Here is a 26,947-nt window from a genome sequence, read left to right as displayed (position 1 = left end):
CCGTTGTAGGCGATAGGTTGTGGGTTGTAGGTGAAGAAAACGAAAGAGCGGGTCTGGGGTATAGGGTCTAGGGTATGGAAAGGCGAGAACCAGTAAGCACGCTAGCGCGTGGGTAAGTCTAGCTTCGCTGGCGGTACGCACTCCTCTGAGTGGGAAGAACAATAAAAGACGTTTGCTATCAGCCGATGGAGCGACGCTTGCGGAAGCTAAAGCTCTTATCGGTCAACGGCAAACGGTAAACGGTCTCTTGTGGCTATGCGCCTTCGGCGGAAAGAACTTGTTATAAACCGGCTCATTGAGCCGCACATCCGTGCTGAAAGCACGCAATCCACACGCAGTGTGCATATCCTGACAAAGTCAGCATATCGCGCATTCTCTCGGATCTCGGTTCTCGAGTATTTCTACACCCCAGACCCCATACCCCAAATCCGCTCTTCCCAAGAAAGTTCTTATCGGTCAACGGAAGACGATCAACGGCAAACGGCTCTCGGTTCTCGGGCTCTCGGATCTCGAGTATTTCCACACCCCATACCCCAGACCCTTTACCCGTTTTTTCAAGAAGACGTTTACCAGTAGACTGCGAAGAATTTGATGTTATATAATCTATCTCAGGCCACGATCGAGTCTTTTTAATGGTCAGGATGTTTATTCGCAGTGTTTATATATCCTATACGTGTAATAGTGTGCTTTTTGAATATAATAGTGTAAAGTGTTTTTTATTGTTAGGAGGTCGGTTATGTTTAAAGGCTATGTAGATGCGCTCTCAAGAGGGAAAAAACTTTTTTTTGTCCTGCTGGTTTTGATTAACTTTTTAGCGCTCATAGGCGTATTTAAGATCAGAATAAACCCTGATATCACAACTCTTCTCCTTTCTGACTCACCGGCAAATAAAGCGTATAGCGAAATGGAAAAACTCTTCAATAGCGGTGAGCAGCTGATCTTTGTTGTGGAATTGCCTGAATACCGCGATGAGGTGGAAAAATTCAAAGAGCTCAGGAGACTTCAGTCAAATCTTGAAAGCCTTGAAGGTATTTCAAGCATAAGTGGACCTACACCGAAAACAGTATTTTCAGGTCTTAGAGCAATAAAACTTGAAGAAATAACCGCTCAGGACATACCGCTTTTGAAAAAGTTCCTTGAGAATATGGGAGAGCTTAACCCCCTGAGAAAGATAGATGGCAAAGAATTCGCCAGTTTCAACATTTTCCTTTCACCGGAAGCGGATTATAGAAGCACCGTCAAGAGAATAGAGGAGGTCTTTTCTAACAGCGGGTTTGTCTATTACGGTTCTGGTAACGCCTTCTTGCAGAAAAAACTTGTGGACTATATCCTGCTGATTATTTTTTTCATTCCCCCATTGGCTGCGGGATTTATTTTTCTTGTTTTTAGATCACAAATAGGCTCGACCAAAAACACAATTTTGTCCATTTTACCAGCTGGTCTGGGTGCTCTCTGGACAGTTGGACTCATGGGCTGGACCGGTAAAGAACTCTCCATTATGACTATACTCGCACCTATATTTACGATAGTCATGGGAAGCGCCGATGGTATACACTACATGTCACACTTTACGGACAATTTTGATGAAAACAACAGGAAAGACACTGTCCGAAAAACCCTCGAAGGCGTGGGACTTCCCATGGTGATGACCACTCTCACGACTATCGTTGGTTTCCTCTCACTGCTTACGATCGGTTCAGCTGGTATGGGGCAGCTTGCGATATTCGCAGCAACTGGTGTTGGTCTTGCTGGTGTTGCGACGTGGTTATTCTTGCCCTTGATAACCCTTCAGATAAGAAATTTCAAAAAAATAAGTGTAAAACCTGTCAACAGATTGATACCCAGTCTCATTTCAAGGTTGTGGGGAAAGAGGATTGCATTCTTGACTGCTGTCTACGTATTGGCAGCTATCGTAGGCATATACTTCATAAACGTGGAATTCAACCAGCCCGATATGTTCAAGAAAAGTACCTGGGTATATAAAAGCTTCGATAAAGTCAAAGAGATAAATGGTGGTGGGATACCTATATTCTTGCTCATTGAAACTCCAGGCGATCCACTTAACCTTGAGACGGCACGTGTTGTCCTCGAAAAGGAAAAAGAACTCAAAGAAAAGGGACTTGTTAACAAAGCGATTTCCGTTTATGATGTGATGAGCTATTTGAATAAAAACGCCTACAACCTTGATTCGCCTGAATATCCAAGAAACTTCGGGATAGCCAACTTTTTGTATATTCTCGCCTCAAATCAAGCCGGCAATCCGCTGTCTAACTTCTTGCTGAGAGACAAAAAGCTGTCCAGAGCGATTCTCTTTCCAAGGGATCTGAAAAGCGAGACTCTCCAGGAAATAAAGGACACCATCGCAAATTGGAATGACGAAGGTATCAGCTTTTCTGTTGTGGGAGTGCCTTACATAACAAAAGAAATGAACGATAGTGTGATTCCAAAACAAATAAGTTCTTTATTTGTCGCCATCGCCCTTGTGTTTGTTATGTTGTTATTAACATTCAAAAGTTTTCTGGCTTCGATATATGCTACCTTCCCCATTGGGGTTACTCTTGTGGGGATGTTTGGCCTTATGGGGTACGCAGGTATTCCACTTAATATAATCACTGCAACGATGGCGAGCATAACGATCGGTGTCGGGATAGACTATGCAATACACTATAGCGTGTATTTCAAGCTGATGCTAAAAACCGAGAATGCAGCAAATGCAGCGAGAAAAGCTTTCGAAGCGACATCAAGACCGATAGTAGCTAATGCGCTTGGTCTTGCGTTGGGACTGACAGCATTGCTCATATCGCCCCTGAGATTCCATTCATATATGTCTGCGCTGATGTGGTTCACAATGCTTTCAAGCTCGGTGTTCACCTTGGCTTTGTTACCAACTATATATTCGAAAGTGGGAAAATTGGCAGGAATCGCCAGGGACAAAACCAAACAAACGGTTATTTAATGAACTTAATAGACAGAATAAAAAATAAACCTAATTTTGGACTTCCTTATGTCTGAAGCAGCTCACAAGATGGTCGTTCACAAGACCTACAGCTTGCATATACGCATAAATTATGGTGGGGCCGACGAAAGTGAAGCCCCGCTTTTTAAGGTCTTTACTAATAGCGATTGAAAGTTCTGTGTATGCGGGAATTTCGCTCAGTTCTTTCCAGTGATTTACAATTTGTTTGCCACCGACAAATCCCCAGATATAGGCATCAAAAGAACCGAACTCCTTCTGCACTTCAAGGAAGGCTCTTGCATTGTTTACAGCGGAGTGTATTTTTTGTCTGTTCCTGATGATACCTGTATTCTCTAAAAGTTCTGCTATCTTTTTACCATCATACTGAGCCACTACTTCGGGATTGAAGTGATCAAAGGCTCTGCGATAGTTTTCTCTGCGCTTGAGAATGGTTGACCAGCTCAACCCAGCCTGAGCCCCCTCGAGCACCAGAAACTCGAAATGAACCCTATCCGAATGTATAGGTACACCCCACTCATCATCGTGATAAGCGATATACAGTGGATCGTTTCCCACCCAGGGACATCTGAACCTATCCATGCGATCACCCCTCGTGCAAATTCTAAGCTAACGCTAAGTTTTTTTTAAGCCTCTTCTAAGTATTTAATTATACGATGATATTGAAATCCGAAAGAGGAGGCGAAAAATATGAAAAAATTGGTAGTGATTTCAATAGTGCTTCTGTCAGTGATGAGTATCTTTGCGGTTTCACTCAGCGACGAGGAACTAAACGGTATCCTTCAGATGAGAGAAGAAGAAAAGCTCGCAAGAGACGTGTATCTGGAACTCTATGACATATGGGGACTCAAAACATTCTACAACATCGCACAGTCAGAGCAGACCCACATGGATCGCGTAGGATATCTCATAGACCTGTACAACCTTCAAGATCCAGCGCTGGAAGAGCGTGGAGAATTCACCAATGAAGACCTTCAGGCACTCTATGAAAAGCTTATAACTCAGGGAAGCGCGTCACTTATCGATGCGATAAAAGTCGGAATGCTTATTGAGGAATTAGACATAAAAGATTTGCTTGAATTGATGGAAACCACAAATAACGAAGACCTGCTCACTGTGTATGAAGCTCTTGAAAATGGATCAGAAAATCATTTGAGAGCTTTCAACAGGCAACTTGAGAAGTTCAGTGCGACCTATGAGTATCAGTACATAAGTGAAGAGCTGGCAAAGGAAATACTCTCAGGAAAATAATTAAACCAATCAATCCAAAAAGGGGCTCGATGAGCCCCTTTTTTATAATATGGTAAGTCTGCCTTCAGGATTGAATTGTTTATAGAGTTTCTTTCTCAGCTCCTGCCTCTTGCGATAGGAAGCAAGGTGATCATAATCAGGCAGTTTCCATGGTGGTAATTCAGGTAGATTGTCTTTGAATTCTCCAATCATCTTAGATTCATTATCTCCAGCGTAGTTTTTTTCTGAGTGAAAAATAAACATCTGTTTTCCATTCATATTGTCTGCTACACAGCCATCTGTATCGATTGCCACAAGGAACCTTTTTGTCCTTTTGAGAGATTTCAGCTGAAACACCTAAAGGCAAAACACATTTCAATGTAAATACCCAAAAGAATTTGAGAAAAGTCCGTCATTTTCTATGGGAAGAAGGGATTCTTGTGTATCATGGTGTTATAAAATGTAAATGTTCCGGTGTATAACAACGTTCGTTATTTAGATTGATGGCGAAAGGGGGCGGCTTTATGAAAAGACATGCGATTTTGGTTTTTGTGATTTTGCTGGTTTCGGTACTATTGACAGCAAAAGTGTTAAAGGTGGCGTATATCTATGTCGGCCCTGTTGGAGACGCCGGCTGGACTTATGCGCACGACCTCGGAAGGCAGTATATAGAAAAAATATTTGGCAATGCTATCAAAACTGATTACATTGAAAGCGTGTCAGAAGGTGCAGAATCCGAAAGTGTGATAAGAAGCTACGCCCAGAGAGGATATGATTTAATTTTTGCAACGAGTTTTGGTTATATGGATTCGGTTATTAACGTGGCCAAAAAATATCCAAAAACCATTTTCATGCATTGCTCTGGTTATAAAACAGCCAAGAATGTCGGCACGTATTTCGGTAGAATTTACGAACCAGATTTTCTTTCGGGACTTATAGCGGGTATTATGACAAAAAGTAATATCGTAGGGTATGTAGCGGCTTATCCCATTCCCGAGGTTGTAAGGGGAATAAATGCCTTTGCCCTTGGCATAAAATATGTGAACCCAACTGCTAAACTTCACGTCATTTGGGTAAATTCATGGTACGACCCGGCACTGGAAAAGGAAGCGGCGATTTCTTTATTGAACATCGGAGCAGATGTAATAGCACAGGGTCAGGATTCACCGGCTGCACAACAGGCCGCAGAAGAATACGGGGTTTATTCAATTGGCTACAACAGCGATATGGGAAATTTCGCACCTAAAGCATATCTCGGAGCACCGGTGTGGAACTGGGGCCCTTATTATGAGAGGGTTATAAGAGAAGTCATGTCTGGTACCTGGAAAAGCGAACAATACTGGGGCGGCATGGCTGATGGTATCGTAGACATAGACATCAGCGATCTCGTTCCCGATACGGTTAAAAAGCTCGTTTCTGTCTTCAAAGATGCCATCATAGAGGGGAAATTCCATCCCTTTAGCGGCCCCATATACGACCAGGATGGAAACTTGAGAATCCCAGCAGGTGATGTTGCAAGTGATGAAGAACTTCTAAGCATGGATTGGTTTGTGGATAATGTAGTAGGAACTGTCCCAAAATGATGTGAACCCCGATAAATTGAAAAAAGGGCCTTTCGGCCCTTTTAATTTTGCTGAAGAACCAAGCAATTTAAAATGTATGCGCTTACATTGCGATGAATTGTTGTGAAGAGAAATAATAGAATACTTATAAATGGCTGAAAGAGGCAGTTTTAAGAATAACTTTGTGAAATATGGTGCAATATATAGGCTGAAAGTAAAATTGTAAGCGAATACATTTTGAGTATACGATGCCTAATTGTCCATATTTTGCAATAACTGATAATAAAAGTTGCTGATGGACCTTCTTCAGACTTTGTTATTGAGTGCACCTTATGAGATGATTTGATGAACGAACGTTCCATGAACGCTTATACAAATGGGAGGGGTTCATATGGTGAAAGTCGGTGTAGTTGGTTACGGTGTTATTGGTCAGCGACTTGCTGATGGTGTCGCACTTCAGGAAGACATGGAACTTGTCGGTGTAGCTGACGTTGGCCCAACACTCGCCGTTAGAGCTCTGAAAGAAAAGGGAATGCCATACGATTTCTACTTAGCTGTTGAGGAAAACCGTGAAAAGACTGAGGAAGTCGGCATTCCCATCTCTGGTAATCTGGAAGATCTGATAAAAAAGGTGGATATAGTGCTTGACGCTACAAATGCAGGGATAGGCGCGAAAAATAAGGTTCTTTATGAAAAATACGGAAAGAAAGCGATTTTCCAGGGTGGAGAAAAAACGAGCGTAGCCGATGTATTTTTCCATGGATATGCGAATTATGAAAAAGGGATAGGAAAACAGTTCCTCAAGTTGACTTCTTGTAACACTACCGGGCTCATTCGCTCAGTCGATTGTCTCGATAGAGCTGTTGGTGTGGATTCAGTGATGATTCACATCGTCAGACGCGTTGCCGACCCGGGAGATTACCATAGAGGACTTACTAACGCATTGAAAGTAGATCCTGTTCCCAACCATCAGGCTGTTGATCTGATGCTGATAATGCCCCATGTCAAAGCCACAGGTGTTTTGGTCCACACACCAGTTACTCACGGGCATTTCATAACCGTGTTTGCTAAACCGAAGAAAAAAATAACCAAAGAAGAAGCCATTGCAATATTCAAAGAACACCCGAGAATCAGACTCGTAAGAATCGCTGACGGTTTCCTTGGCAATGCCTCCATATTCCGCTACGCGAGAGATCTTGGAAATCCTCGAGGAGATATGTACGAGATCTCCATTTGGGAAGAGACGATCACGCCTTTTGAAGATCATTTGATATATTCCCTCCATATCCCGCAGGAATCCGTTGTAATTCCTGAAACCATTGATGGTATCCGGGCTGCCATGGAGATGCAGACCGACAGACTGGAAGCTGTTGGACTCACGAACAAGTACCTGAAAATAGGGGGTTATCGCTAATGCGAGAGATTCCGATAAATACTCTTGATGACTTCGATTTCCACAATAAGACGGTCATCTTGAGAATCGACATTAACTCGCCTCTTGATCCCAGAACGAAAAAAATAGCCAATGAAAACAGAATAAATCAGAGTATACCCACAATAAAAGAACTCATGGAAAAAGGGGCAAAGCTGGCGATACTTGCACATCAGGGAGACACACTGGATTATCACAATTTGATTTCTATGGCTGAGCATGCCGAAAAACTCTCTGAAAAGCTTGGCAGACCGGTGAGATATATCGATGACGTGGCAGGACCGGCTGCTCAGGAAATGGTGAAGAACCTGAAGCCAGGCGAAGCGGTGCTGCTGGGAAATGTCAGGTATTTAACTGAAGAAGTCTCTACCTTTGAAAACGCTGTCAAGCTTGAAGCGCATGAAATGCTCAACACGTACATTATCCGTAATCTGGCCCCTCTGGCCGATTATTACGTGAACGATGCTTTCTCCGCCGCACACAGAAATTCACCTTCAATGGTAGCCTTTGAAGAAATCCTGCCGACAGCGGCCGGGAGGCTCTTATTCAAAGAGCTCTCGGCCCTCACGAAGGTAATGGAGAAGCCGGAGAAGCCCGCCGTTTTTGTCCTTGGTGGCTTGAAGATATCAGATGCCTTCGGAATGATGAAACAGGTTCTCGAAAATGGTACCGCTGACAGAATCCTGACCTGTGGTGTGACGGGGATCGTGATGCAAATGGCTATGGGAAGATTGGTTGGCAAGGAGCAGGAGAAGTTCATTTATGATCGCTCTCTCGATGTCTTTATTGAACCGGCAAGAGATTACCTCTCACGCTTTGGTGACAGATTCCTCAACCCCGTTGACTTCGCGTATGAGAGAGACGGGAAACGTGTTGAGTGCTCTGTTGATGAGCTTCCTGTTGACGATGCGCTTTTCCTGGACATTGGCGAAAAGACCATTGAAATATATAAAGAGGAAATCCAAAAGGCCGGAACAATATTCGTAAATGGTCCAGCAGGTGCTTACGAGAATCCGCTGTTTGAAAAAGGTACAAGAGAAATCTGGAATGCCATCGCCGAAGCTCCTGGTTACAGCGTTATCGGAGGTGGGGACAGTGTTTCGGCTGCGCAAAAGCTCGTAGAGAACGCTGAAAAGAAGTTCGGTTACATCTGTACAGCTGGAGGAGCAATGGTTCGTTTCCTGTCAGGAAAAGAACTACCGCTGATAAAGGCGTTGAAAAAAGCGTACAGAAAGGTTGAAAAATAATGCACGTTTTTGAATTGCCGTACGGAGATTCTACCATCAAACTTACTTTACCTGATAAAGGCTTTATTGGTGAGTTTTATCCTCGCCGGCAATCTACCACTGATGTAGGTGATGTACTTATTGAAAGAGCACTGGATAATCCCATCGGGACCAGGCGTCTCGAAGAACTGGTGAGGCCAGGGCAAAAAGTGGTGATAGTGACCAGTGATTTGACCAGACCCTGCCCCAGTGATGTTCTTCTGCCCCATATTCTCGACAGGTTGAACAGTGCCGGTGTCAGCGATGAGTATATCACTATTGTGATTGCCCTCGGACTGCATCGTAAGATGTCGGTGGAAGAACTTCAGAAAGCAGTTGGAAAGGAAGTATACCAACGGGTTCGTGTTCTAAACCATGATGTGGACGACACCGTTCACGTTGGAACTACAGGTCGAGGAACAGAAGTGGAGATCTTTCGCCCGGTTGCTGAAGCAGACTTCAGGATCTGCCTTGGTAATGTAGAGTTCCACTACTTCGCAGGTTTTTCAGGTGGTGCTAAGGCCATCCTTCCCGGGGTTGCTTCAGCCAGAACCATAAGACAGAACCATAGCCATATGATGGAAAACGGAGCCGAGGCGGCTCATATCTACGATAACCCCGTAAGGATGGATATAGAGGAAGGGGTAAGTTTTGTTGGTATCGATTTTATCCTGAATGTGGTCGTAGACGAGCACCACAGGGTGATCGATGCTGTTGCGGGTGACTGGATCAAAGCCCACAGAGTGCTGTCAGAACGCCTTGAAAAAACCGGTACTGTTGCTGTTGAGGAAGCTCTGGACATCGCCATTGTTAGTGCCGGGGGACATCCAAAAGATATAAACCTGTATCAGGCCCAGAAGGCGATAGATAATTGTGCAGGCGTTTTGAAACCTGGAGGCAGAATGATCCTCCTTGCTAGATGCCCAGAAAAATTCGGCAGCGAAACCTTCAGAAAGTGGATGACTTCCGGGAAAAGGCCCGCAGAGCTGGTCGAAGACCTGAAAAGAAATTTTGTTCTTGGAGGTCACAAAGCAGCGGCCATATCAAAGGTTGTCCTGAAAACATCTGAAATCTTTCTGGTAACAAACGAAGAATTCGCAGGGGAAAAGCTCGTGGGTATCGAATGCTTCAGCGATCCAGTTGAAGCTATAGAAGCTGCTTTCAGTGAAAAAGGAGCGGATGCGAAATATGCCGTGTTCCCACTCGGGGCTTCAACGCTTCCCAGAATTAAGTGAGGTGACAGAGGTTAAATGCTAAAGGAAAAAGAAATGAAGGAACTCGAAATATTCGCTACAAAGATACGTATTGAAACACTCAGAGAACTCGGTTATCTCGGGTTTGGGCATATTGGTGGAGCAATGTCAATAGTCGAGCTGCTTGCGGTGCTTTATGGAAAAGTTATGAAATACGATCCCAACAACCCAAAATGGGAAGGACGTGACTGGTTCGTGATGTCAAAGGGCCATGCCGGTCCTTCCTTGTACGCTACGCTCGCTTTGAAAGGTTTTTTCCCCATGGAGTGGTTGAAGACATTGAATCAAGGGGGAACTGATTTGCCAAGTCACGCTGATAGGAATCATACCCCTGGTATTGATATGTCCACTGGTTCCCTCGGACAGGGTATATCGATGGGGATTGGAATCGCTCTCGGCCATAAACTGAACAACAGAGATAACTATGTTTATGTCCTCCTTGGAGACGGTGAATGTCAGGAAGGGCAGGTCTGGGAAGGTGCCCTATACGCTGGTAACACTAAATTAGATAACCTCATAGTCTTCATAGACTACAACAAACAACAGCTCGATGGATATATCGATAAGATCAATTCTCTGGGAGATCTGAGGGCGAAATGGGAAATGTTCGGGTGGCATGCACAAGAAGTCGATGGACACAACATCGCAGAAATATATGAAGCAATACAGAAAGCTAAAGAGACGAAAGGAAAGAGCTCTGTGATAGTGTTGCATACGATCAAAGGGAAGGGCTGTACCTTTGCTGAAGGAATAGAGTTGAATCACCATATGAAGTTCACAAAGGAGCAGGTCGATGAAGCAATCGCCGTGCTCCAGAAAGAGCTGGAAGAGAAAGAAAGGGATCTGAGATGATCAAACTGGTGAAAGAAAGAAAACCCGATCCTGTGATGATGAGGGATGTCTATATCGATCAACTCATAGAACTTGCAAAGGAAGACCCGAATATAATCGTACTCGATGCCGACCTGATGCATTCGAACGCGACGTATAGATTCATGGAAAAGTACCCGGATAGGGCTTTTAACGTTGGGGTACAGGAAGCCAACATGATGGGCATCGCTGCGGGACTTTCAGCGACCGGTAAGATTCCATTTACCCATACCTTCGCCTGCTTCAGCACAAGAAGAGCGCTTGATCAGGTCTACATATCCATAGCTTACAACAGGCTGAATGTGAAGATGATAGCCACAGATCCGGGTATAACCGCGGCATACAATGGCGGTACTCATATGCCACTGGAAGATGTCGGCTTTATGCGAGGCATTCCAACGGTCACGATTATCGAACCAGTCGACACTGTCATGATGAAAGGCCTTCTCAAAGATATTACTTACACTTATGGGCCCATTTATGTCCGGGTTTCGAGGAAGTCCACGACAAGGATTTTTGAAGAAGGTTCCAGGTTTGAAATCGGGAAAGGACTTACCCTCAGGGACGGAAAAGATGTCACCATTGTGGCTACTGGAATTATGGTCGCGGAGGCTCTTGATGCCGCTGATCTGCTTGAGCGCGAAGGAATAAGTGCGAGAGTGGTCAACATCTTTACTATTAAACCCTTGGACAGAGAACTTATTGAAAAATGCGCCGCGGAAACCGGAGCAATCGTGACTGCAGAGAATCACAATATTTATAACGGCCTTGGTTCCGCCGTTGCTGAAGTGATAGCTGAAACCCATCCCGTACCCATGGAAAGGGTGGGAGTTAAAGATCTCTTTGGTGAAGTCGGAAGCGTTGATTATTTAAAGAAGCGTTTCAATATGACGGCACAGGATATTGCCGATAGCGTTAAAAGGGTCCTTTCAAGAAAATAGATGGAAAATCTGGAGGGGATAGGTTGTGTACTTATTAAGGGCTAAAAAGTTCGTTCATGGATACAATGAAATTACCCGTGAAGGTGAGACTGAGAAAGATACAATGATGGACTTTGGAATTCTCTTGTTAAACAACGGTGAAAGGTACCGGAGCTCACCTGGAAAAGAAAGGGCCTTTCTTCTGATGAAAGGGGAAGTAGTCTTTAGCTGGGGAACAGAAAAGGAGCAGGTAAAAAGAAATTCTCTTTTTGATGAAGAGCCCGTTTGTCTACATGTCCCAGCGAACATCGAAGTAACCATCGAATCAAAAACAGATTTTGAAATAGCAATTTTTGCGACCACAAATAACTTAACTTTTGAACCTCGGTTTTATCAGGGTGACGACACGAGGTCTGAACACAGAGGCAAAGGTACGATGCGAGAGACATCTACGAGGATAGTTCGTACCATCTTCGATATATCAAACGCCCCGAATGCGAAGCTGGTACTCGGAGAAGTCGTCAATTTCCCGGGAAAATGGTCGAGCTATCCACCTCATCACCATCCTCAACCTGAAATATATCATTATCGATTTTTACCTGAACAGGGCTTCGGTTTCGGAATGCTCGGTGAAGACGTGTACAAAATCAAACATGGTGACACATTAAAGATTCTCGACGACCGCTCCCATCCGCAAGTAAGCGCACCAGGATACGCTATGTATTACATATGGGCCATACGGCACCTTGACGGTAACCCATACACCGTTCCCACATTCGAACCGGAACATTTATGGGTATCTGAAAAAGACGCCCCCATCTGGCCCCACGGAGGTGAGTGATTTGAAGACCATACGCCTAACCACGGCTCAGGCGTTGCTCAAATTTCTCGATGCCCAGTATGTTGAAATCGATGGTCAGGAGTACAAATTCGTTAAAGGGGTATATGGCATCTTTGGTCATGGGAACCTTCTCGGTATTGGTGAAGGCCTTGAAAATATGAAGGACCTTTCACTCAAGTTTTATCAAGGACATAACGAGCAGGGTATTGTCCACGCGGCCACGGCATATGCTAAGCAGAAGAACCGGCTGGAAATCTTTGCCTGTACGAGCTCTATTGGCCCCGGAGCATTGAACATGGTTACTGGTGCAGCCACAGCGACAGTCAACAGAATCCCCGTATTATTACTACCCGGTGATATTTTTGCGGACAGGCAACCCGACCCGGTTCTTCAACAGATAGAGATGCCTTACAATCCAAAGATCACGGCAAATGATGCCTTCAAAGCTGTGAGTAAATACTGGGATAGGATAGAAAGGCCAGAACAGCTCATGTCAGCGGCATTGAATGCCATGAGAGTCCTGACAGACCCCGCGGAGACTGGTGCGGTTACGCTTGCCCTTCCACAGGATGTGCAGGGTGAAGCATATGACTATCCAGTGGAATTCTTTAAAAAGAGAGTGCACCACATCGACAGGAGGCCCCCTTCAGAGAGCGCCCTTGTCAGAGCGGTAGAACTGCTCAAACGTAAGAAGAGACCGCTGATAATCGCGGGTGGTGGGGTACACTACTCTCTGGCAACGAATACACTGCGTGAATTCGCAGAAGCTTTCAATATTCCAGTCTCCTTCACTCAAGCTGGTAAGGGAGCTATGTTATGGGACCATCCCCTCAATATGGGAGGAGTAGGTACCACTGGAACTCTTGCGGCGAATAAACTCGCTAAAGAAGCTGATCTGATCATCGCAGTTGGTACAAGATTGATGGATTTCCCGACGGCTTCCAAGACGGCTTTCCAGAATCCGAATGTGGAAATTCTGAGCATAAATGTCAATGCCTTCGATGGCTTGAAAATGGACGCTGAACATCTCAATGCTGATGCTCGACTCGGTCTTGAGGCTCTCATGGAGAAGCTGAAAGGTATTGGATATAGAACCGACTATCCAGAGGGATACCTGAGGTCTCTCAAGGAAGAGTGGGATCGTGAAGTAGACAGGCTGTACACTCTTAAATCTGAAGAAGGCCTCCCTCAAACCACAGCACTGGGGATCATCAACGAATTTGCCACGGCAAATGACATCTTTGTAGCAGCCGCTGGGAGCCTTCCCGGTGACTTGCATAGGCTCTGGAGATGTAAAGGCATAAAGACCTACCATATGGAATACGGCTTTTCCTGTATGGGTTATGAGGTCTCAGGCACTTTCGGCGTGAAAATGGCTGAACCCGACAAAGAGGCTTATGCTCTGTTGAGTGATGGAAGTTTCCTAATGTTACACTCCGAACTCGTTACAAGCATACAGGAGGGAATGAAAATAAACGTCATAGTGCTCGATAATGGTGGGTTCCAGAGTATTAACAATCTCCAGAAATCCCATGGCAGTGCAACGGGCTTTGGAAATGAGCTGAGATTCCGCTCGCCTGAGACAGGGAGACTCGATGGAGACTACATGCAGATAGACTTTGCAGGAATTGCCAGGAGCCTAGGTGCAAAAGCCTTTACCGCGCGAACTGAGGCAGAGTTGAGAGACGTTCTGGAGAAAGCGCGAAAGGAAGATACAAGTGTACTTATAGATGTGAAAGTCCTTCCCGGTACACAGTCTGGTGGATATGAGTCATGGTGGCGTGTTGGTGTTGCTGAAGTGTCGGAAAGTGAATCAGTGTTAAAAGCATACAGGGAAGACAGTGAATACATGAAAAAATACGCCCGTGAGTGGTGATTGGAGGGAATCAGATGGGTATCAACAGAGAAGACATCAAGTTAGCAATCGCCCCGATTGCCTGGACCAATGATGATATGCCAGAACTCGGTGGAGACATTCCTTTTGAGCAATGCATCAATGAAATGGCTGAGGCGGGTTTTGAGGGTAGTGAAGTCGGGAACAAATTTCCCCGCGACCCTGAAGTCCTTCATAAAGCTCTTGAACCAAGAGGGTTACAGATTGCAAGCGCATGGTTCAGCAGCTATTTCACCACGAAGGATCCGGAGGAAACCATCACCGCCTTCATAAAACATAGAGACTTCCTTCATGCTATGGGGGCAAAGGTGATCGTCGTTTCTGAAAGTGGCAAGAGTATTCAGGGCCTCATGGACACTCCACTACACAGCAAAAAACCTGTTTTTACCGACGAAGACTGGAAGAAACTGGTTGAAGGTCTCCACCAGCTTGGAAAGCTGGCCGTCGAGAAGGATATGAAAATAGTTTTCCATCACCACATGGGTACAGGTGTTCAGACATACGAAGAGATCATAAGGCTTATGGACAGCACCGATCCTGAATTGGTTTATCTCCTCCTTGACACAGGTCATCTGGTCTTTACCGGTGGAGATCCTCTACGAATGATAAAAGATTATGGTCCTCGTATAAAACATGTACATTTTAAAGATCTGCGCAAGGACGTCATGGAACGCTCTTTTAAAGAGGATTGGAGTTTTCTCTATTCGGTAAAGCAGGGCGTCTTCACGGTTCCCGGGGACGGGATGATTGATTTTGCACCGATTGTGAAAGCGCTGGATGACATTGATTACAAGGGGTGGATTGTCGTTGAAGCGGAACAGGATCCAAAACTCGCTCCTCCTCTTGAATACGCGAAGAAGGCGCGAGCCTATCTCAGAGAGATTCTCGGATTTTAGGAGTGATGAAAATGGTGGGTAAAAAAGTCAGGGTAGGTGTTATAGGAGCTGGCAGGATTGGAAGAATTCACACAAAGAACCTGGTTCAGAAGGTTGAAAAAGCGGAAGTTACAGTGATCTGTGACCCACGCTATGAAGAGACCAAAGAATGGGCACGATCTCTTGGAATAGAACGCATCGTAACCGATCCCATGCAAGTCATAAATGACCCTGAAATCGATGCGATTATCATCTGTTCGCCCACAAATACCCACGCGGACTTGATAATCGCTTCTGCCAGAGCAAAGAAGGACATCTTCTGTGAAAAACCCATAGACATGGACCTCGAAAAGACGAAGAAAGCCCTTGAAGTTGTGAAAGAAGAAGGCGTCAAACTTCAGATAGGTTTTAACCGAAGGTTTGACCACAATTTCAGAAAAATTCGCTCGATGGTCGAAGAAGGGAAAATAGGAGATGTTCATGTAGTGAATATCACCTCTCGCGATCCTGCACCGCCACCGATTGAATACGTGAAAGTCTCCGGCGGCATATTCATGGACATGACAATTCACGATTTTGATATGGCCCGTTACCTTGTTGGAGACGAAGTCGTTGAAGTTTACGCCTCTGGAAGTGTACTCATAGATCCTAAAATAGGCAAAGCGGGTGACTTCGACACGACAGCGACAATTCTGAAATTCCGCAATGGTGCGACCTGCATAATCGACAACAGCAGAAAAGCCGCTTATGGTTATGATCAGAGAGTGGAAGTATTTGGTTCCAAGGGCTGTGCACGAGCGGAAAATGACACCGAGACAAATGTTATCTTCAGCAACGAAGAATGCGTTGCAAGCGACAAACCACTCTATTTTTTCCTGGAGAGATATATGCAGTCTTTTGAAGATGAAATGCATGATTTTGTCGATGCCCTGCTTTACGGGAGAAAAATCCCGGTATCTGGTCATGATGGTCTGATGGCCATAGTTATCGCTAGGGCTGCCACGATTTCTGCCAGAGAAAACCGACCGGTAAAAATTGAGGAAGTCCTTTAAGGGATAGGGGCTGATTTTGTGAATCGTTTGAAGATAGGTGTTATTGGTCTCGGAAGACTGGGAAGAATTCACACCACAAACCTCGTTCAACATGTACCTGAAGCTGAAGTCAAAATATTGGCAGATCCACGTGTCGAAGAGACGGAAGAATGGGGAAGGAATCTGGGAGATTTTGAAATTGTAGCTGACTGGCACATTCCTCTGAAAGATCCAGAAATCGATGCTGTTGTTATTGCTTCCCCAACAACGCTCCACGGTGAGATGCTAAAAGAGGCGGTAAAGGCTGGAAAACATGTTTTTATGGAAAAACCTCTAGCTCATGATCTCGAAACGGCAAAAGAACTTTTTGAAACACTTTCCAATGTCAGTGTGAAAATACAAATCGCTTTCAACAGGCGCTTCGATCACAACTTCAGGAAGATTAAGAGTTTTATCGATTCGGGCAAACTGGGTGAAGTTCATCTGATCAGAACCACCTCAAGAGATCCTCACTTACCGGATATCGAATTCGTGAAAAAATCTGGCGGCATCTTCTTCGATTTCATGATCCACGAGTTTGATACCGCAAGATTTCTCACCGGATCGGAAGTAGTCGAGGTCTATGCAGGCGGAAGTGTACTTCTCGACCCAAGAATCGGCGAAGCGGGAGACTTCGATACCGCCTACGCCATGCTCAAAATGGAAAATGGAGCGATCTGTGTGATCGATGTCAGCAGAAAGGCTGTATACGGCTATGATCAGAGAGTGGAAGTCTTCGGTTCAAAAGGAAGCGCACGCGCCGAGAATGACAGAGAGACCAACGTCATCATGAGCACGGAGGAAGCGGTTTGTACTGACAAGCCTCTGTATTACTTCCCTCAACGCTATATGAAATCATTCGCTAACGAAATAGAAGCCTTTGTAGAAAGTGTTCTGGAAGAGAAGCCCGTTTCTGTTGGCGTGGAAGCTGGTTATCGCTCAATTCTTATAGCTCGAGCCGCCGATGTTTCCGCCAGGGAAAATCGCCCGGTGAGAATAGCTGAACTGCTCTGATAGGAGGTATCGATATGAACAATGAAGCTCTCGAACTGCACAAGAAATTTCGTGGAAAGCTTGAAGTGAAGAGCAGGATACCGGTTAACAATCAGAAGATGCTCTCCCTTGCATACACCCCCGGTGTTGCAGACGTATCAAAACTGATTCACGAAAAGCCTGAAGAAGTTTTCACATACACCAACCGTTGGAACGCCGTTGCGATCGTCTCTGACGGTTCTGCAGTGCTGGGACTCGGAAACATCGGACCGGAAGCAGCTTTACCGGTCATGGAAGGAAAGGCAGTGCTCTTCAAGGAATTTGCGAATGTTGATGCCTATCCACTCTGTATCAACACTCAAGATCCTGAAAAAATTGTGGAATTTGTGGAAACGATCAGTCCGACCTTTGGGGGAATAAATCTCGAGGATATCGCTTCACCACAGTGCTTTTATATCGAAACTGAATTGAGAAAACGCCTGAACATACCCGTTTTTCACGATGACCAGCATGGAGCAGCTATTATTATCCTTGCTGCGTTGAAGAATGCATTGAAGATCATCGGCAAGAGACTCAATGAAATCAAAGTGGCAACAGTCGGTGTAGGAGCTGCCGGTGGAGCTGTTATAAAAATGCTCCTTGCAGCCGGCGTCAGGAACATCGTGGCCTGTGACAGAAACGGTATCTTAAACAAGAATCACCCGGAAACGCTATTGAATCCCTTCCACGAGGAGATAGCTTCGCTGATCAATCCTGAAGGATTAACAGGCAGCCTTGAAGACGCCATGAAAGGAGCAGACGTATTCATTGGTACCTCTGTAGGCGGTCTTGTGACGCAGGATATGGTCAGGTCCATGGCGAAAGACCCGGTAATCTTTGCCGTAGCTAATCCCATTCCAGAGATATACCCCGATGAAGCTAAAGAGGCGGGAGCGAAAATTGTGGCCACCGGAAGATCCGATTTCGATAACCAGATAAACAACGTGCTCGTATTCCCAGGGCTCTTTCGCGGTGCACTATCTGTAAGAGCGAAGGATATAAATGATGAAATGAAGCTTGCTGCGGTGGATGCTCTAGCGGGATTCCTCGATGAATCCGAAGTATGCGAGAGCAGAATCATTCCGAGAGCTTTTGATCCGGGTGTAGGCAAGGCTGTGGCTATGGCAGTGGCAAAAGCTGCCATTGATTCAGGGGTAGCAAAAGTCAGCCCGGAAAGTAAAGAACTGGAGCAAATCATAGACGGGGACATTTCTTTGCCCCGCTGATTATCTAAAAAGGGGGTGAAAGGCAGGAACTAAACGGGGAATTTTTCTTGTAGAATCCAAAATATTTTAAAGGGAGGGTGTTGCATGAAAAAGTTTCTTGTAGTGCTGTTACTGGTTCTTAGTTCAAGTCTCCTACTGGCAGAGTACAATTTTTATCTGGTTTCCCATGGTGGACCAGCTGATCCTTTCTGGGGAATCGTAATGAAGGGGATGAACGACGCAGCCGAAAAATACGGTGTAAACGCAACGTATCTTGGTCCGGTTAAGTACTCTCTTCAAACATTTGTCAATAACCTGAACGCTGCTATCTCCGCAAAACCCGATGGGTTAATAGTTACGATTACTGATGCCAACGCCGTCGATGAACCTCTCAAGAGAGCCATTGCTTCTGGAATTCCGGTCATCGCCATTAACGTTCCCGATCCCAGAACAGGCCTCGATAAGATACCATACCTTGCTTACATAGGCAACAACGAATACCTCGGCGGATACAACGGTGCTATGTACGTTCTATCCCAGTTCACTCCAAAACGCGCTGTTATCGCTATCCATGAGGTTGGACATGCTGGCCTTGAAATGCGTGCAAAGGGTATAATCGATGTCCTGAGTGAAAAGGGCATCCCTGTTGAGAAGTTAAACATAACCGTTGACCCGGCGAAGGGTGTCGCTGTCCTTGAAGGGTACCTGAGAAAACATCCCGACACGGACATGATATTCACCCTTGGCCCCATTGGTACACTTCCTGCTGTAACAGTGGTGGAAGACATGGGACTTCTAGGAAAGGTTAAGGTCAGTGGCTTCGACCTCACAGAAGAGATGCTCGAATGGATAAGGGAAGGTAAAGTACTATACACCGTCGATCAGCAGCAGTATCTGCAGGGATACCTTGCGGTGGAATTCCTTTACTTCTACAAGAAGTATGGTCTCACTCCCATTGGTGACGTGCTCACAGGTCCTTTCATAATCACGAAGGACAACCTCGAACCTGTAGTCCAGAGCGTAAAAGAAGGCTACCGCTGATTCTTTTCGGGGGAAGGAAAACACTTCCTTCCCCCATTCTATATTTATGCCGGGGAAAAGGAGGTAAATTGAGTGGCGGCAAACAACAATGGTTCGCTATTACTCAGACTGTTGAATTTCAAAGAAGTCGGTGGAGTCATTTCGCTTGTCGCGATTTTTGCTATTTTTGGCGTCATGAACCCACAGTTTTTATCGCTGGGGAACCTTGTCACCATATCAACTGTTGCAGCTGAGCTTGGAATAGTTACCATGGGAATAAATCTGGTTATGATATCTGGGGAGTTCGACCTCAGTGTCGGTTCGATTTTTGCCCTCACACCGATAATCTTTGCTTTGCTCGCAAAAAATGGAATTCCTGCCATTTTAGCTGTGGTCATTGCTTTAGCCTTTGCCGCGGGTCAGGGGATTGTCAATGGTGTGGTGACAACGAAGGGGCGCATTCCGTCCTTCATCACAACACTGGGTACTCAGTGGTTTTGGCGTGGTGTAGTTCTGGCCGTAACTGGAGGATTTCCGATAATACTTCCTTCTAGCGGGAAGCTTATCGCTGAGATTTTTGGCGGTCGCTTTGGTCCGAACATGCGCTGGTCGAGTCTGTGGTTTCTCGGATTTACCTTCCTCTTTTATTTCATTCTTGACTGGACACGCTATGGAAACTGGATATCTGCCAGCGGGGGAAATCCAAACGTTGCAGATGCTATGGGTGTCGAATCCTGGAAGATAAAGACCTCAACATTCATGATAAGCGGTCTTATGGCAGGGCTTGCAGGTATAGCCACTTTTGCAAGGTTTCGCATTGTAGATCCTTCTCTTGGCATAGAAATGGAGCTTCAGGCTATTACGGCTGCTGTTATAGGCGGTACACTCATGACAGGAGGATACGGAAGCGCCTTTGGTGCCTTTTTGGGAAGTATAATTCTCGCTTCTCTTAACAATGGGTTGATTCTTATAGGAGCTCCAGCTTACTGGTATCAAGCTTTCGTCGGGATAATACTCATTGCAGCTGCCCTAAGCAATATCAAGATCAAGAAAAAGCTGGTTGGAGAATAACAGGGTGGAGGTGTAATGATGAGTTTACTGGAAGCTCGAGGTATTAAGAAAAGCTTTGGAGCGGTTGAGGCACTAAAAGGCGTTGATTTCAGGGTTGAAGAGGGAGAAGTCGTTGGACTATTAGGTGATAATGGAGCAGGAAAGTCCACATTGATAAAGATCATAGCCGGATATTATCATCATGACGAAGGGCAAATATTTTTTGATGGAAAAGAGGTCAAATTTAATACCCCCCGCGATTCCCACGAAGCGGGAATCGAGGTTGTTTATCAGGACCTTGCTCTCGTCGGTTTGATGCCGGTATGGCGAAATTTCTTTCTTGGACGTGAAATCTGCAAAAAAGTTGGACCAATTAAGGTCCTCGATAAATCGAAAATGAGAAAAGTATCCCGCCAGGGATTGAGAGGCCTGGGGATTGAAATCCCGTCAGTAGATCAAGCGGTGGCTTTTCTTTCTGGAGGTCAAAGGCAGACTGTTGCAGTGGGACGGGGGGTCCACTTTGGGGCAAAGCTATTGATCCTTGACGAACCTACTGCCGCTGTTTCAGTACGCGAGACTGAAGCGATACTGAGTCTGATTGAAGAAGTCAGTAAGAGGGGTATATCGGTCGTTCTGGTGGCACACAATATCTATCATGTGTATAGAGTTGCATCAAGATTTGTGGTACTCGACCATGGCGAAAAAGTTGCGGACGTATCCAGGGACGAAGTTACCGCTGAAGACCTGATTCGAATTATCGCTCCGCCTCTGGATTGATGATATTAAGAGATCTACTTGTTTTAGAATGTATGCGCTTACATCAAAAATAAATTTGTGAAGCATATTTATAAACGATTCCAAACTATGTGAAATTAAGCTCAAACTATTTTGGCTTGTGAAGATTGAATTTATCTTGTTTATGTATGCGATTACATAATGCTCTGCTGTTATTTGACATAATCCTGAATAATCATCGTTAATTCTGTGTTTCTGTGTTTATTCGGGTTTTGTATGAGAGAGTTACTGTGAGAAAATAGGATATGGTCATTTTAACTGAGGAGGGTTATGGTTTGAAAATTCGAACAAAAGACGTTGCAAGAATTGCCAATGTATCTACTGCCACTGTCTCACGTGTCATAAATGGTAGCCCTAATGTCTCGGAGAAAACAAGGCAGAGAGTACTGATGGCCATCGAATCTCTCAATTACAAACCCGATGTCTTTGCGAAAAATCTCGCCAAGAAACGATTCTATGAAATAGGTATTGGTTGTCCAGATGAAGTATTTAAAGGAATCGAGAGTTCTGAATATCAGTTTTACGTTAAAGTCTTTGAAGGCATTCAGGACTATTTCTCACGCAAGAAATGCAATTATTCCATTTTCCCTTTCAGCATGATGAACGAAAGGGATGGAATCGAGGCCAAAGACGGCTTCTTATTGGTCGGCGGTGGAATTTCAGAAGAAATCATCGAAAAATTTCAGAAGATTGGGAAGCCTTTTGTTCTTGTTGATCAATTTATCTCAGGATATGATGTAGACTGTGTAATTTCGAATGGTTTCGATGGTGAGTACAAGCTGATAAAGGCATTTCTGGAAAAAGGCTATCGAAGGATAGCGTACATTCACAACACAGCGAAACACTTCAGTTATGAGCAGAGAATGATTGGTTACAGGAGAGCGATGAATGAAAAGGGATTACTTCCAATAGTCTATGACTTTGAAGAAGGTCAGGACTTGAAGTTACTCCTGAAAAGGATTCTAAATGATAACAAAGATGCTGAACTGATCGCTGTTTTTGAGGACCGCTATGCGATTGAAACTATCGAGTATCTCAGAGAACTGGGGAAAAAAGTACCTGAAGACCTGGGGGTTCTTGGCTTTGACAACATCATGTCATCCATAAGCTGTCAACCACCATTGACGACCGTACATGTTCCTAAAGAAGAGATGGGCTCTCTAGCTGCGAAACGATTGTTTGACCTTTTGAACAAAGAAGACATCAGCCCGGTGCAGATTTCATTATTCACCAAAGTTCTCATAAGGGAAAGCACTCAATTTAGATAAATTCGGCCTTTGGCCAATACTTCCTAATTGGCCAACACTTTAAAAAGGGAGGGGTTTTTATGAAACGCGTACTTATCTTTGCATTACTTTCGCTTTTTGTGCTGTCTTCGTTATTTGCGGTTCAGACCATTAAGCTTGTCGCCTGGGCAGTAGGACCTGACGACCCGTCTATTAACAGGAAATTGAACCTCGAGAGAGCAGCAGAAATGCTGAATACTGTTCTTGAAGCTGCTGGGGCCGATATAAGGGTCGAAGTCGAAGCCTATTTTGATTCCACAGACTGGAGTTCGTATAAGCAGAGAGCTCTCATCGCTTTCCAGACAAAAGACCAACAGCTCGACATTATCACTTCCGGGCACGACGATCTTGGCATGTGGGCAAAAGCCGGTTATGTCCGGCCAATCGATGAATATGTTGAGAAGTACTGGGACCTTGGATTTAAAGATTTCTTCCCTGCGCTTTGGGAAGCTACCAAGTTCAATGGGAAAATCTATGCTATCCCCCAGGATACAGAAGCAAGGCCACTTTGGGTAAGAAAAGATAAGCTCAAGGAAATGGGATACACTGAAGAAGAAATCGCCGATATGATGAATAAATTCGCTACCGGTGAATACACCCTTTATGACCTTGTAAAGCTTGGTCAGGAAGCGATAAAGGCCGGCGTTGTCAAGTGGGGGCTCTGGCACAGACCCAAAATGGGTGTTGACTACTTCCAGCTCTTCAAATCTTTTGAAGTGCCTATATACGATCCCGAAGCTGGAAAACTCGTCTTTGACACCGAAGGCGCAAAGAAAGTGTTCCAATTCATCTATGACCTGACGAATACTTACAAAGTGACCCCGAAGAATCTAATAGGAACCGAATGGAACAATATCCACAAGAGTTTTGCAGGTCCACAAGGAGAGGTTCTTGCTCTCATGGGTGGTACGTGGAACAGGGCGGAATGGATCAATATGTTTGGCTATTCAGAGGAAGAAATCGATAACCTGCTGACCTTCACACTGACTCCCTCCGCATATAAGGGAGTCCCTGGAAACACCCTTTCCCATCCTGTAGTCTACATGGTAACTTCCAAATCGAAATATCCAGAACTCGCCACACTACTGTTACTCTTCGCTTCTGATCCATATCTCAATGCCAAACACGCGGTTGAAAGTGGACATCTTGCCATCAGGTACGAAGAACTTTCTGTACCGATGTATGCAGCTGATGCTTTTTCGAAAAAAGCCGCCGCGATGTTATTACCCCAGGCGTCCTTTGTTCCTAATAATGACAGGTTCAATGAATACAACAGAATAATCTTTGACACCATGACCGGTCTCGAGTCCGGGAAGATGACTCCTGATTTCGCGGTCAAATTTGCTGCCAAGAGGTTGAAGCAACAGCTTAAAGATGACGTCATTATCAAGTAAGCAGTTTAAGCCTCCGCATAAATTGTGCGGAGGCTTTCACTTTAACGAAGGGGGCCTCGGTAAGTGAAATCGAAGACAACAGACATATCAAAAGCAAAACATAGCAAAAAAACGATTATAGCTCTTTCTTTATTCCTTGGTCCAGGTGTGATACTAGTTTTGATATTTTTCCTGGCACCGGCTGTTTTAACGGTAATCCTATCTTTAACAGAAATGGATTACAGATTTAATTGGGATTTTGTGGGCTTTCAGAACTTTATTGATATGGCCCATGATTTTCTCATAGGAATGGTAATTAAGAACACGCTGATCTATGTAGGATTTACCCTTGCCTTTTTCAATGTTGGACTTGCTCTGCTTTTGTCGCTGTTAACCACCAGTATTTCGGAACGTTCCGGAACATTTTTCCGGCTCATCTGGATGCTTCCTAGATTGACTCCTTCCGTGGTTTATGGCCTCCTGTGGTTGTGGATATTCGATTCCACCCGCTTTGGTTTGCTGAATAGCTTAAGGGAACTACTCTTTGGAAATGTCGAACCTATGGATTTTTTGTCGCAACATCCAATGGCTGTTATCGTCCTCGCAAATGGTTTTGTTGGTGCTTCCTTTGGTATGATTCTCTTCACCTCAGCGATAAAATCCATTCCACGGGATTATCTATATGCTGCCAGTGTTGATGGTGCTGGCTGGTTCTTCAAAGTGAGGAAGGTGATACTTCCTCTTTTGAAGTGGCAAGTTCTTTTTACAACAGCCTATCAGACACTTTCACTTCTCACTTCCTTTGAGTATATTCTCATCATTACAGATGGAGGACCGGTATTTTCAACGGAAGTGTGGGCATTGTATACGTATCACAATGCTTTTGAGAATTTCAGATTTGGATTTGGTGCTTCACTATCCCTTGTCCTTGTAATAATAGGGCTGGTTGCTTCACTTATATACCTTAAAGTCTTCAAGTTTAGAGAAATGATTCAAGAACCAAGAATAGAGGTCGATGCATGATGGAAAGTAGAGAATATAAGCTCAGCTTTTTTCAAAGGCACGGTGAAAAAATAACGAACACAATCATAATTATCATATTGTTTGTTATTAGTCTCCCCATAATTTTAAGTTACCTCTGGCTCGTGCTCAATTCTTTCGCAGTAGAAATGAAATACGGAATAATTCCCACGAAATTGACATTGGAACACTGGAAATTCCTTATCCATTCCGTCAGAGGGTATCCCAATATATGGCAGGTAACTCTAAATACTTTTATAGTTGCTGTAATGGTAATGGTTTTAGAATTATTCATTACAAGTTTTGCAGGCTATGCCCTTTCAAGGTACAAATTCCGTGGAAGAAAGACCATGTTGCTGACAATCCTTGTGCTCCATTCGTTCCCATCTGTTTCCCTTTTGGTGGCTGTTTATTATGTATTGAGAACGATGAATCTCATAAACAGTTTATGGGGAATTATTCTTTTGAAGGTTGCCCTTGAAATCCCGTGGGGCGCTTGGATTATGAAAGGATTTTATGACCAGCTTCCATGGGAAATCGAATGGGCAGGTACTGTTGATGGTTATTCCAGAATACAGGTGTTTTTCAAAGTGATATTGCCGCTGGTCAGGCCTGGAATGGCTGTTACAGCTATTTTTGGATTTCTCTCGGGTTGGAGCGAGTTCATATTTATCAACACATTTATTCTCGATCAGCAAACCTGGACCCTTTCGAGGTATATTAAGGGAGTTATAGGTGATTTCAGGTTTGTTGATTATGGACTGTTAACATCTATAAGTCTGTTCTACATGCTTCCAACTCTCATGTTCTATTTCTTCGCCAACAAATATCTGTTGCAGGTTAATATAACCGGAACAAAAGGATAAGGAGTGAGACAATGGCGAGAATTCTTCTAAAAAACCTTAGCAAGCATTTCAAGAATGTGAAAGCTGTAGACAGCATAAATCTTGAGATAAAGGATGGGGAATTCACAGTTCTCCTTGGTCCTTCGGGTTGTGGAAAGACCACCACGCTGCTCATGATTGCTGGGATTTATAAGCCTACGGCTGGTGAGATATATTTCGACGATCAACTGATGAACAATGTCCCTCCAAAAGACAGGGGAATAGGAATGGTATTTCAGAGTTATGCTCTATACCCGCATATGAACCTGTACGATAACATCGCATTCCCCTTGAGAGCACAAAAAATGAAGAAAGATGAGATAGACAGACGTGTTCGAGAAGTCACGAAAAATCTTGACATAGGAAAACTACTGGACAGAAGGCCTTTCCAGATTTCCGGTGGACAGCAACAGCGTGTGGCCATCGCCCGTGCTCTGGTAAAAAGGCCAAAAATACTACTCTTTGATGAACCCCTTTCTAATCTCGATGCCGCTCTCAGGTCGTATATGAGAGCTGAGATAAAGAAGCTCCAGAATGATCTCGGTATTACTACAGTGTACGTGACCCACGATCAAATAGAAGCTATGACCATGGCTAACCGTATCGCTGTGTTTTCAATGGGTAGGATACAACAATATGATACCGCTGATAATATTTATAACTACCCGTCAAATGTCTTCGTAGCCACATTCGTTGGTACCCCCGCTATGAACATCCTGAACGTGGAAGTTAAGAACTACAATGGTGAATTTTACCTCCAGGACGAAAACTTCAAGTTCAAGACATTACCTCAAAGGAGAGAGATTATGGCGAAGCTCGTTGAGAAAAAGCTAAAGCTTGGTGTGAGACCGGAGCATATAAAACTCAGTCTTAAAAAGACTGAGGATTCAATACCTGCTGAGGTTTATGTCCTCGAACCTCTCGGTAGGGAAGTGATTTACAACATAAAAGTGGGAAACAGCATATTGAAAGTTCTCACGGAGGAGCGTATGGACCTGAAAGCCGGGGATCGTATCTTTATGAGTTTTGACAGGAACAAATACCATTTGTTCGATGCCGATACAGGAAAGGCTATCGACATTTCATTAAGGTGATC

The 26,947-nt window shown here is 44.6% G+C and carries 24 protein-coding genes; 22 read left to right on the top strand and 2 right to left on the bottom strand.

Annotated features, from left to right (window positions below):
• The first annotated feature begins 736 nt into the window (after nt 1-736).
• Entirely contained in the window at nt 737-2,956 is a 2,220-nt protein-coding gene (locus tag IX53_RS05935; RefSeq protein WP_053001212.1) for an efflux RND transporter permease subunit, read from the top strand.
• A gap of 30 nt (nt 2,957-2,986) precedes the next feature.
• On the opposite strand, the gene IX53_RS05930 is transcribed toward IX53_RS05935, so the two are convergent.
• Complete coding sequence (locus IX53_RS05930) at nt 2,987-3,556, bottom strand: DNA-3-methyladenine glycosylase I (RefSeq protein WP_047754565.1); 570 nt, start codon at nt 3,554-3,556, stop codon at nt 2,987-2,989.
• A gap of 108 nt (nt 3,557-3,664) precedes the next feature.
• Here IX53_RS05930 and IX53_RS05925 point away from each other — a divergent pair, with 108 nt between their 5' ends.
• Nucleotides 3,665-4,225: a DUF2202 domain-containing protein gene (locus IX53_RS05925; protein WP_047754564.1), complete on the top strand. Its 561-nt coding sequence runs from the start codon at nt 3,665-3,667 to the stop codon at nt 4,223-4,225.
• A gap of 42 nt (nt 4,226-4,267) precedes the next feature.
• Here the strand turns inward: IX53_RS05925 and IX53_RS05920 are convergent, their stop codons facing one another.
• Nucleotides 4,268-4,561 (bottom strand): hypothetical protein, encoded by a 294-nt coding sequence (locus tag IX53_RS05920; RefSeq protein WP_047754563.1) that lies wholly within the window; start codon nt 4,559-4,561, stop codon nt 4,268-4,270.
• A gap of 167 nt (nt 4,562-4,728) precedes the next feature.
• Here IX53_RS05920 and IX53_RS05915 point away from each other — a divergent pair, with 167 nt between their 5' ends.
• The 20 genes from IX53_RS05915 to IX53_RS05820 all read left to right on the top strand — a co-directional run bounded on the left by IX53_RS05915 (nt 4,729) and on the right by IX53_RS05820 (nt 26,945).
• Nucleotides 4,729-5,787: a BMP family ABC transporter substrate-binding protein gene (locus tag IX53_RS05915; RefSeq protein ID WP_047754562.1), complete on the top strand. Its 1,059-nt coding sequence runs from the start codon at nt 4,729-4,731 to the stop codon at nt 5,785-5,787.
• Nucleotides 5,788-6,157: 370 nt separating this feature from the next.
• Entirely contained in the window at nt 6,158-7,180 is a 1,023-nt protein-coding gene (locus IX53_RS05910; RefSeq protein ID WP_047754561.1) for a type II glyceraldehyde-3-phosphate dehydrogenase, read from the top strand.
• Nucleotides 7,180-8,445 (top strand): phosphoglycerate kinase, encoded by a 1,266-nt coding sequence (locus IX53_RS05905; RefSeq protein ID WP_047754560.1) that lies wholly within the window; start codon nt 7,180-7,182, stop codon nt 8,443-8,445. Before IX53_RS05910 ends, IX53_RS05905 begins: the two co-directional genes overlap by 1 nt.
• Nucleotides 8,445-9,698: a nickel-dependent lactate racemase family protein gene (locus tag IX53_RS05900; RefSeq protein ID WP_047754559.1), complete on the top strand. Its 1,254-nt coding sequence runs from the start codon at nt 8,445-8,447 to the stop codon at nt 9,696-9,698. Before IX53_RS05905 ends, IX53_RS05900 begins: the two co-directional genes overlap by 1 nt.
• A 15-nt stretch (nt 9,699-9,713) precedes the next feature.
• Entirely contained in the window at nt 9,714-10,568 is an 855-nt protein-coding gene (locus tag IX53_RS05895) for a transketolase (protein WP_047754558.1), read from the top strand.
• Nucleotides 10,565-11,527, top strand: coding sequence for a transketolase family protein (locus IX53_RS05890; protein ID WP_047754557.1), 963 nt, complete (start codon nt 10,565-10,567; stop codon nt 11,525-11,527). The genes IX53_RS05895 and IX53_RS05890 overlap by 4 nt, the downstream gene beginning before the upstream one ends.
• Before the next feature lie 25 nt (nt 11,528-11,552).
• Nucleotides 11,553-12,347 (top strand): 5-deoxy-glucuronate isomerase, encoded by a 795-nt coding sequence (locus IX53_RS05885; RefSeq protein ID WP_053001211.1) that lies wholly within the window; start codon nt 11,553-11,555, stop codon nt 12,345-12,347.
• Nucleotide 12,348: 1 nt separating this feature from the next.
• On the top strand, nt 12,349-14,223 hold the full coding sequence (gene iolD / locus IX53_RS05880; protein ID WP_047754556.1) for a 3D-(3,5/4)-trihydroxycyclohexane-1,2-dione acylhydrolase (decyclizing): 1,875 nt from the start codon (nt 12,349-12,351) through the stop codon (nt 14,221-14,223).
• Nucleotides 14,224-14,237: 14 nt separating this feature from the next.
• Entirely contained in the window at nt 14,238-15,137 is a 900-nt protein-coding gene (gene iolE / locus IX53_RS05875; RefSeq protein WP_047754555.1) for a myo-inosose-2 dehydratase, read from the top strand.
• An 11-nt stretch (nt 15,138-15,148) separates the two neighbouring features.
• Nucleotides 15,149-16,168: an inositol 2-dehydrogenase gene (gene iolG, locus IX53_RS05870; protein ID WP_047754554.1), complete on the top strand. Its 1,020-nt coding sequence runs from the start codon at nt 15,149-15,151 to the stop codon at nt 16,166-16,168.
• Between the two features lie 18 nt (nt 16,169-16,186).
• On the top strand, nt 16,187-17,200 hold the full coding sequence (iolG, locus tag IX53_RS05865) for an inositol 2-dehydrogenase (protein WP_218916048.1): 1,014 nt from the start codon (nt 16,187-16,189) through the stop codon (nt 17,198-17,200).
• 14 nt (nt 17,201-17,214) lie between these two features.
• Entirely contained in the window at nt 17,215-18,444 is a 1,230-nt protein-coding gene (locus IX53_RS05860; protein ID WP_047754553.1) for an NAD(P)-dependent malic enzyme, read from the top strand.
• 84 nt (nt 18,445-18,528) lie between these two features.
• Nucleotides 18,529-19,464: a sugar ABC transporter substrate-binding protein gene (locus tag IX53_RS05855; RefSeq protein ID WP_047754552.1), complete on the top strand. Its 936-nt coding sequence runs from the start codon at nt 18,529-18,531 to the stop codon at nt 19,462-19,464.
• 72 nt (nt 19,465-19,536) lie between these two features.
• A complete protein-coding gene (locus tag IX53_RS05850; RefSeq protein ID WP_047754551.1) occupies nt 19,537-20,514 on the top strand; it encodes an ABC transporter permease in 978 nt (325 codons plus the stop codon).
• A gap of 18 nt (nt 20,515-20,532) precedes the next feature.
• Nucleotides 20,533-21,270 carry an ATP-binding cassette domain-containing protein gene (locus IX53_RS05845; RefSeq protein ID WP_047754550.1) on the top strand — a complete coding sequence of 246 codons (738 nt, stop codon included), beginning with the start codon at nt 20,533-20,535 and terminating at the stop codon, nt 21,268-21,270.
• A 293-nt stretch (nt 21,271-21,563) separates the two neighbouring features.
• On the top strand, nt 21,564-22,556 hold the full coding sequence (locus tag IX53_RS05840) for a LacI family DNA-binding transcriptional regulator (RefSeq protein ID WP_053001210.1): 993 nt from the start codon (nt 21,564-21,566) through the stop codon (nt 22,554-22,556).
• Nucleotides 22,557-22,615: 59 nt separating this feature from the next.
• Nucleotides 22,616-23,968: an ABC transporter substrate-binding protein gene (locus tag IX53_RS05835; RefSeq protein WP_047754548.1), complete on the top strand. Its 1,353-nt coding sequence runs from the start codon at nt 22,616-22,618 to the stop codon at nt 23,966-23,968.
• Between the two features lie 114 nt (nt 23,969-24,082).
• Nucleotides 24,083-24,970, top strand: a complete 888-nt coding sequence (locus IX53_RS05830) for a carbohydrate ABC transporter permease (protein ID WP_047755488.1) — start codon at nt 24,083-24,085, stop codon at nt 24,968-24,970.
• Complete coding sequence (locus IX53_RS05825) at nt 24,967-25,833, top strand: carbohydrate ABC transporter permease (RefSeq protein ID WP_053001209.1); 867 nt, start codon at nt 24,967-24,969, stop codon at nt 25,831-25,833. Before IX53_RS05830 ends, IX53_RS05825 begins: the two co-directional genes overlap by 4 nt.
• Before the next feature lie 11 nt (nt 25,834-25,844).
• Nucleotides 25,845-26,945 carry an ABC transporter ATP-binding protein gene (locus tag IX53_RS05820; RefSeq protein WP_047754547.1) on the top strand — a complete coding sequence of 367 codons (1,101 nt, stop codon included), beginning with the start codon at nt 25,845-25,847 and terminating at the stop codon, nt 26,943-26,945.
• The last annotated feature ends 2 nt before the right edge of the window (nt 26,946-26,947 follow it).

The organism is Kosmotoga pacifica (genome assembly GCF_001027025.1).
Classification (GTDB): Bacteria; Thermotogota; Thermotogae; order Petrotogales; family Kosmotogaceae; genus Kosmotoga_B; species Kosmotoga_B pacifica.
Note: the sequence above shows the minus strand (reverse complement) of the source record. Positions and strands in the feature narration are given on the sequence as shown.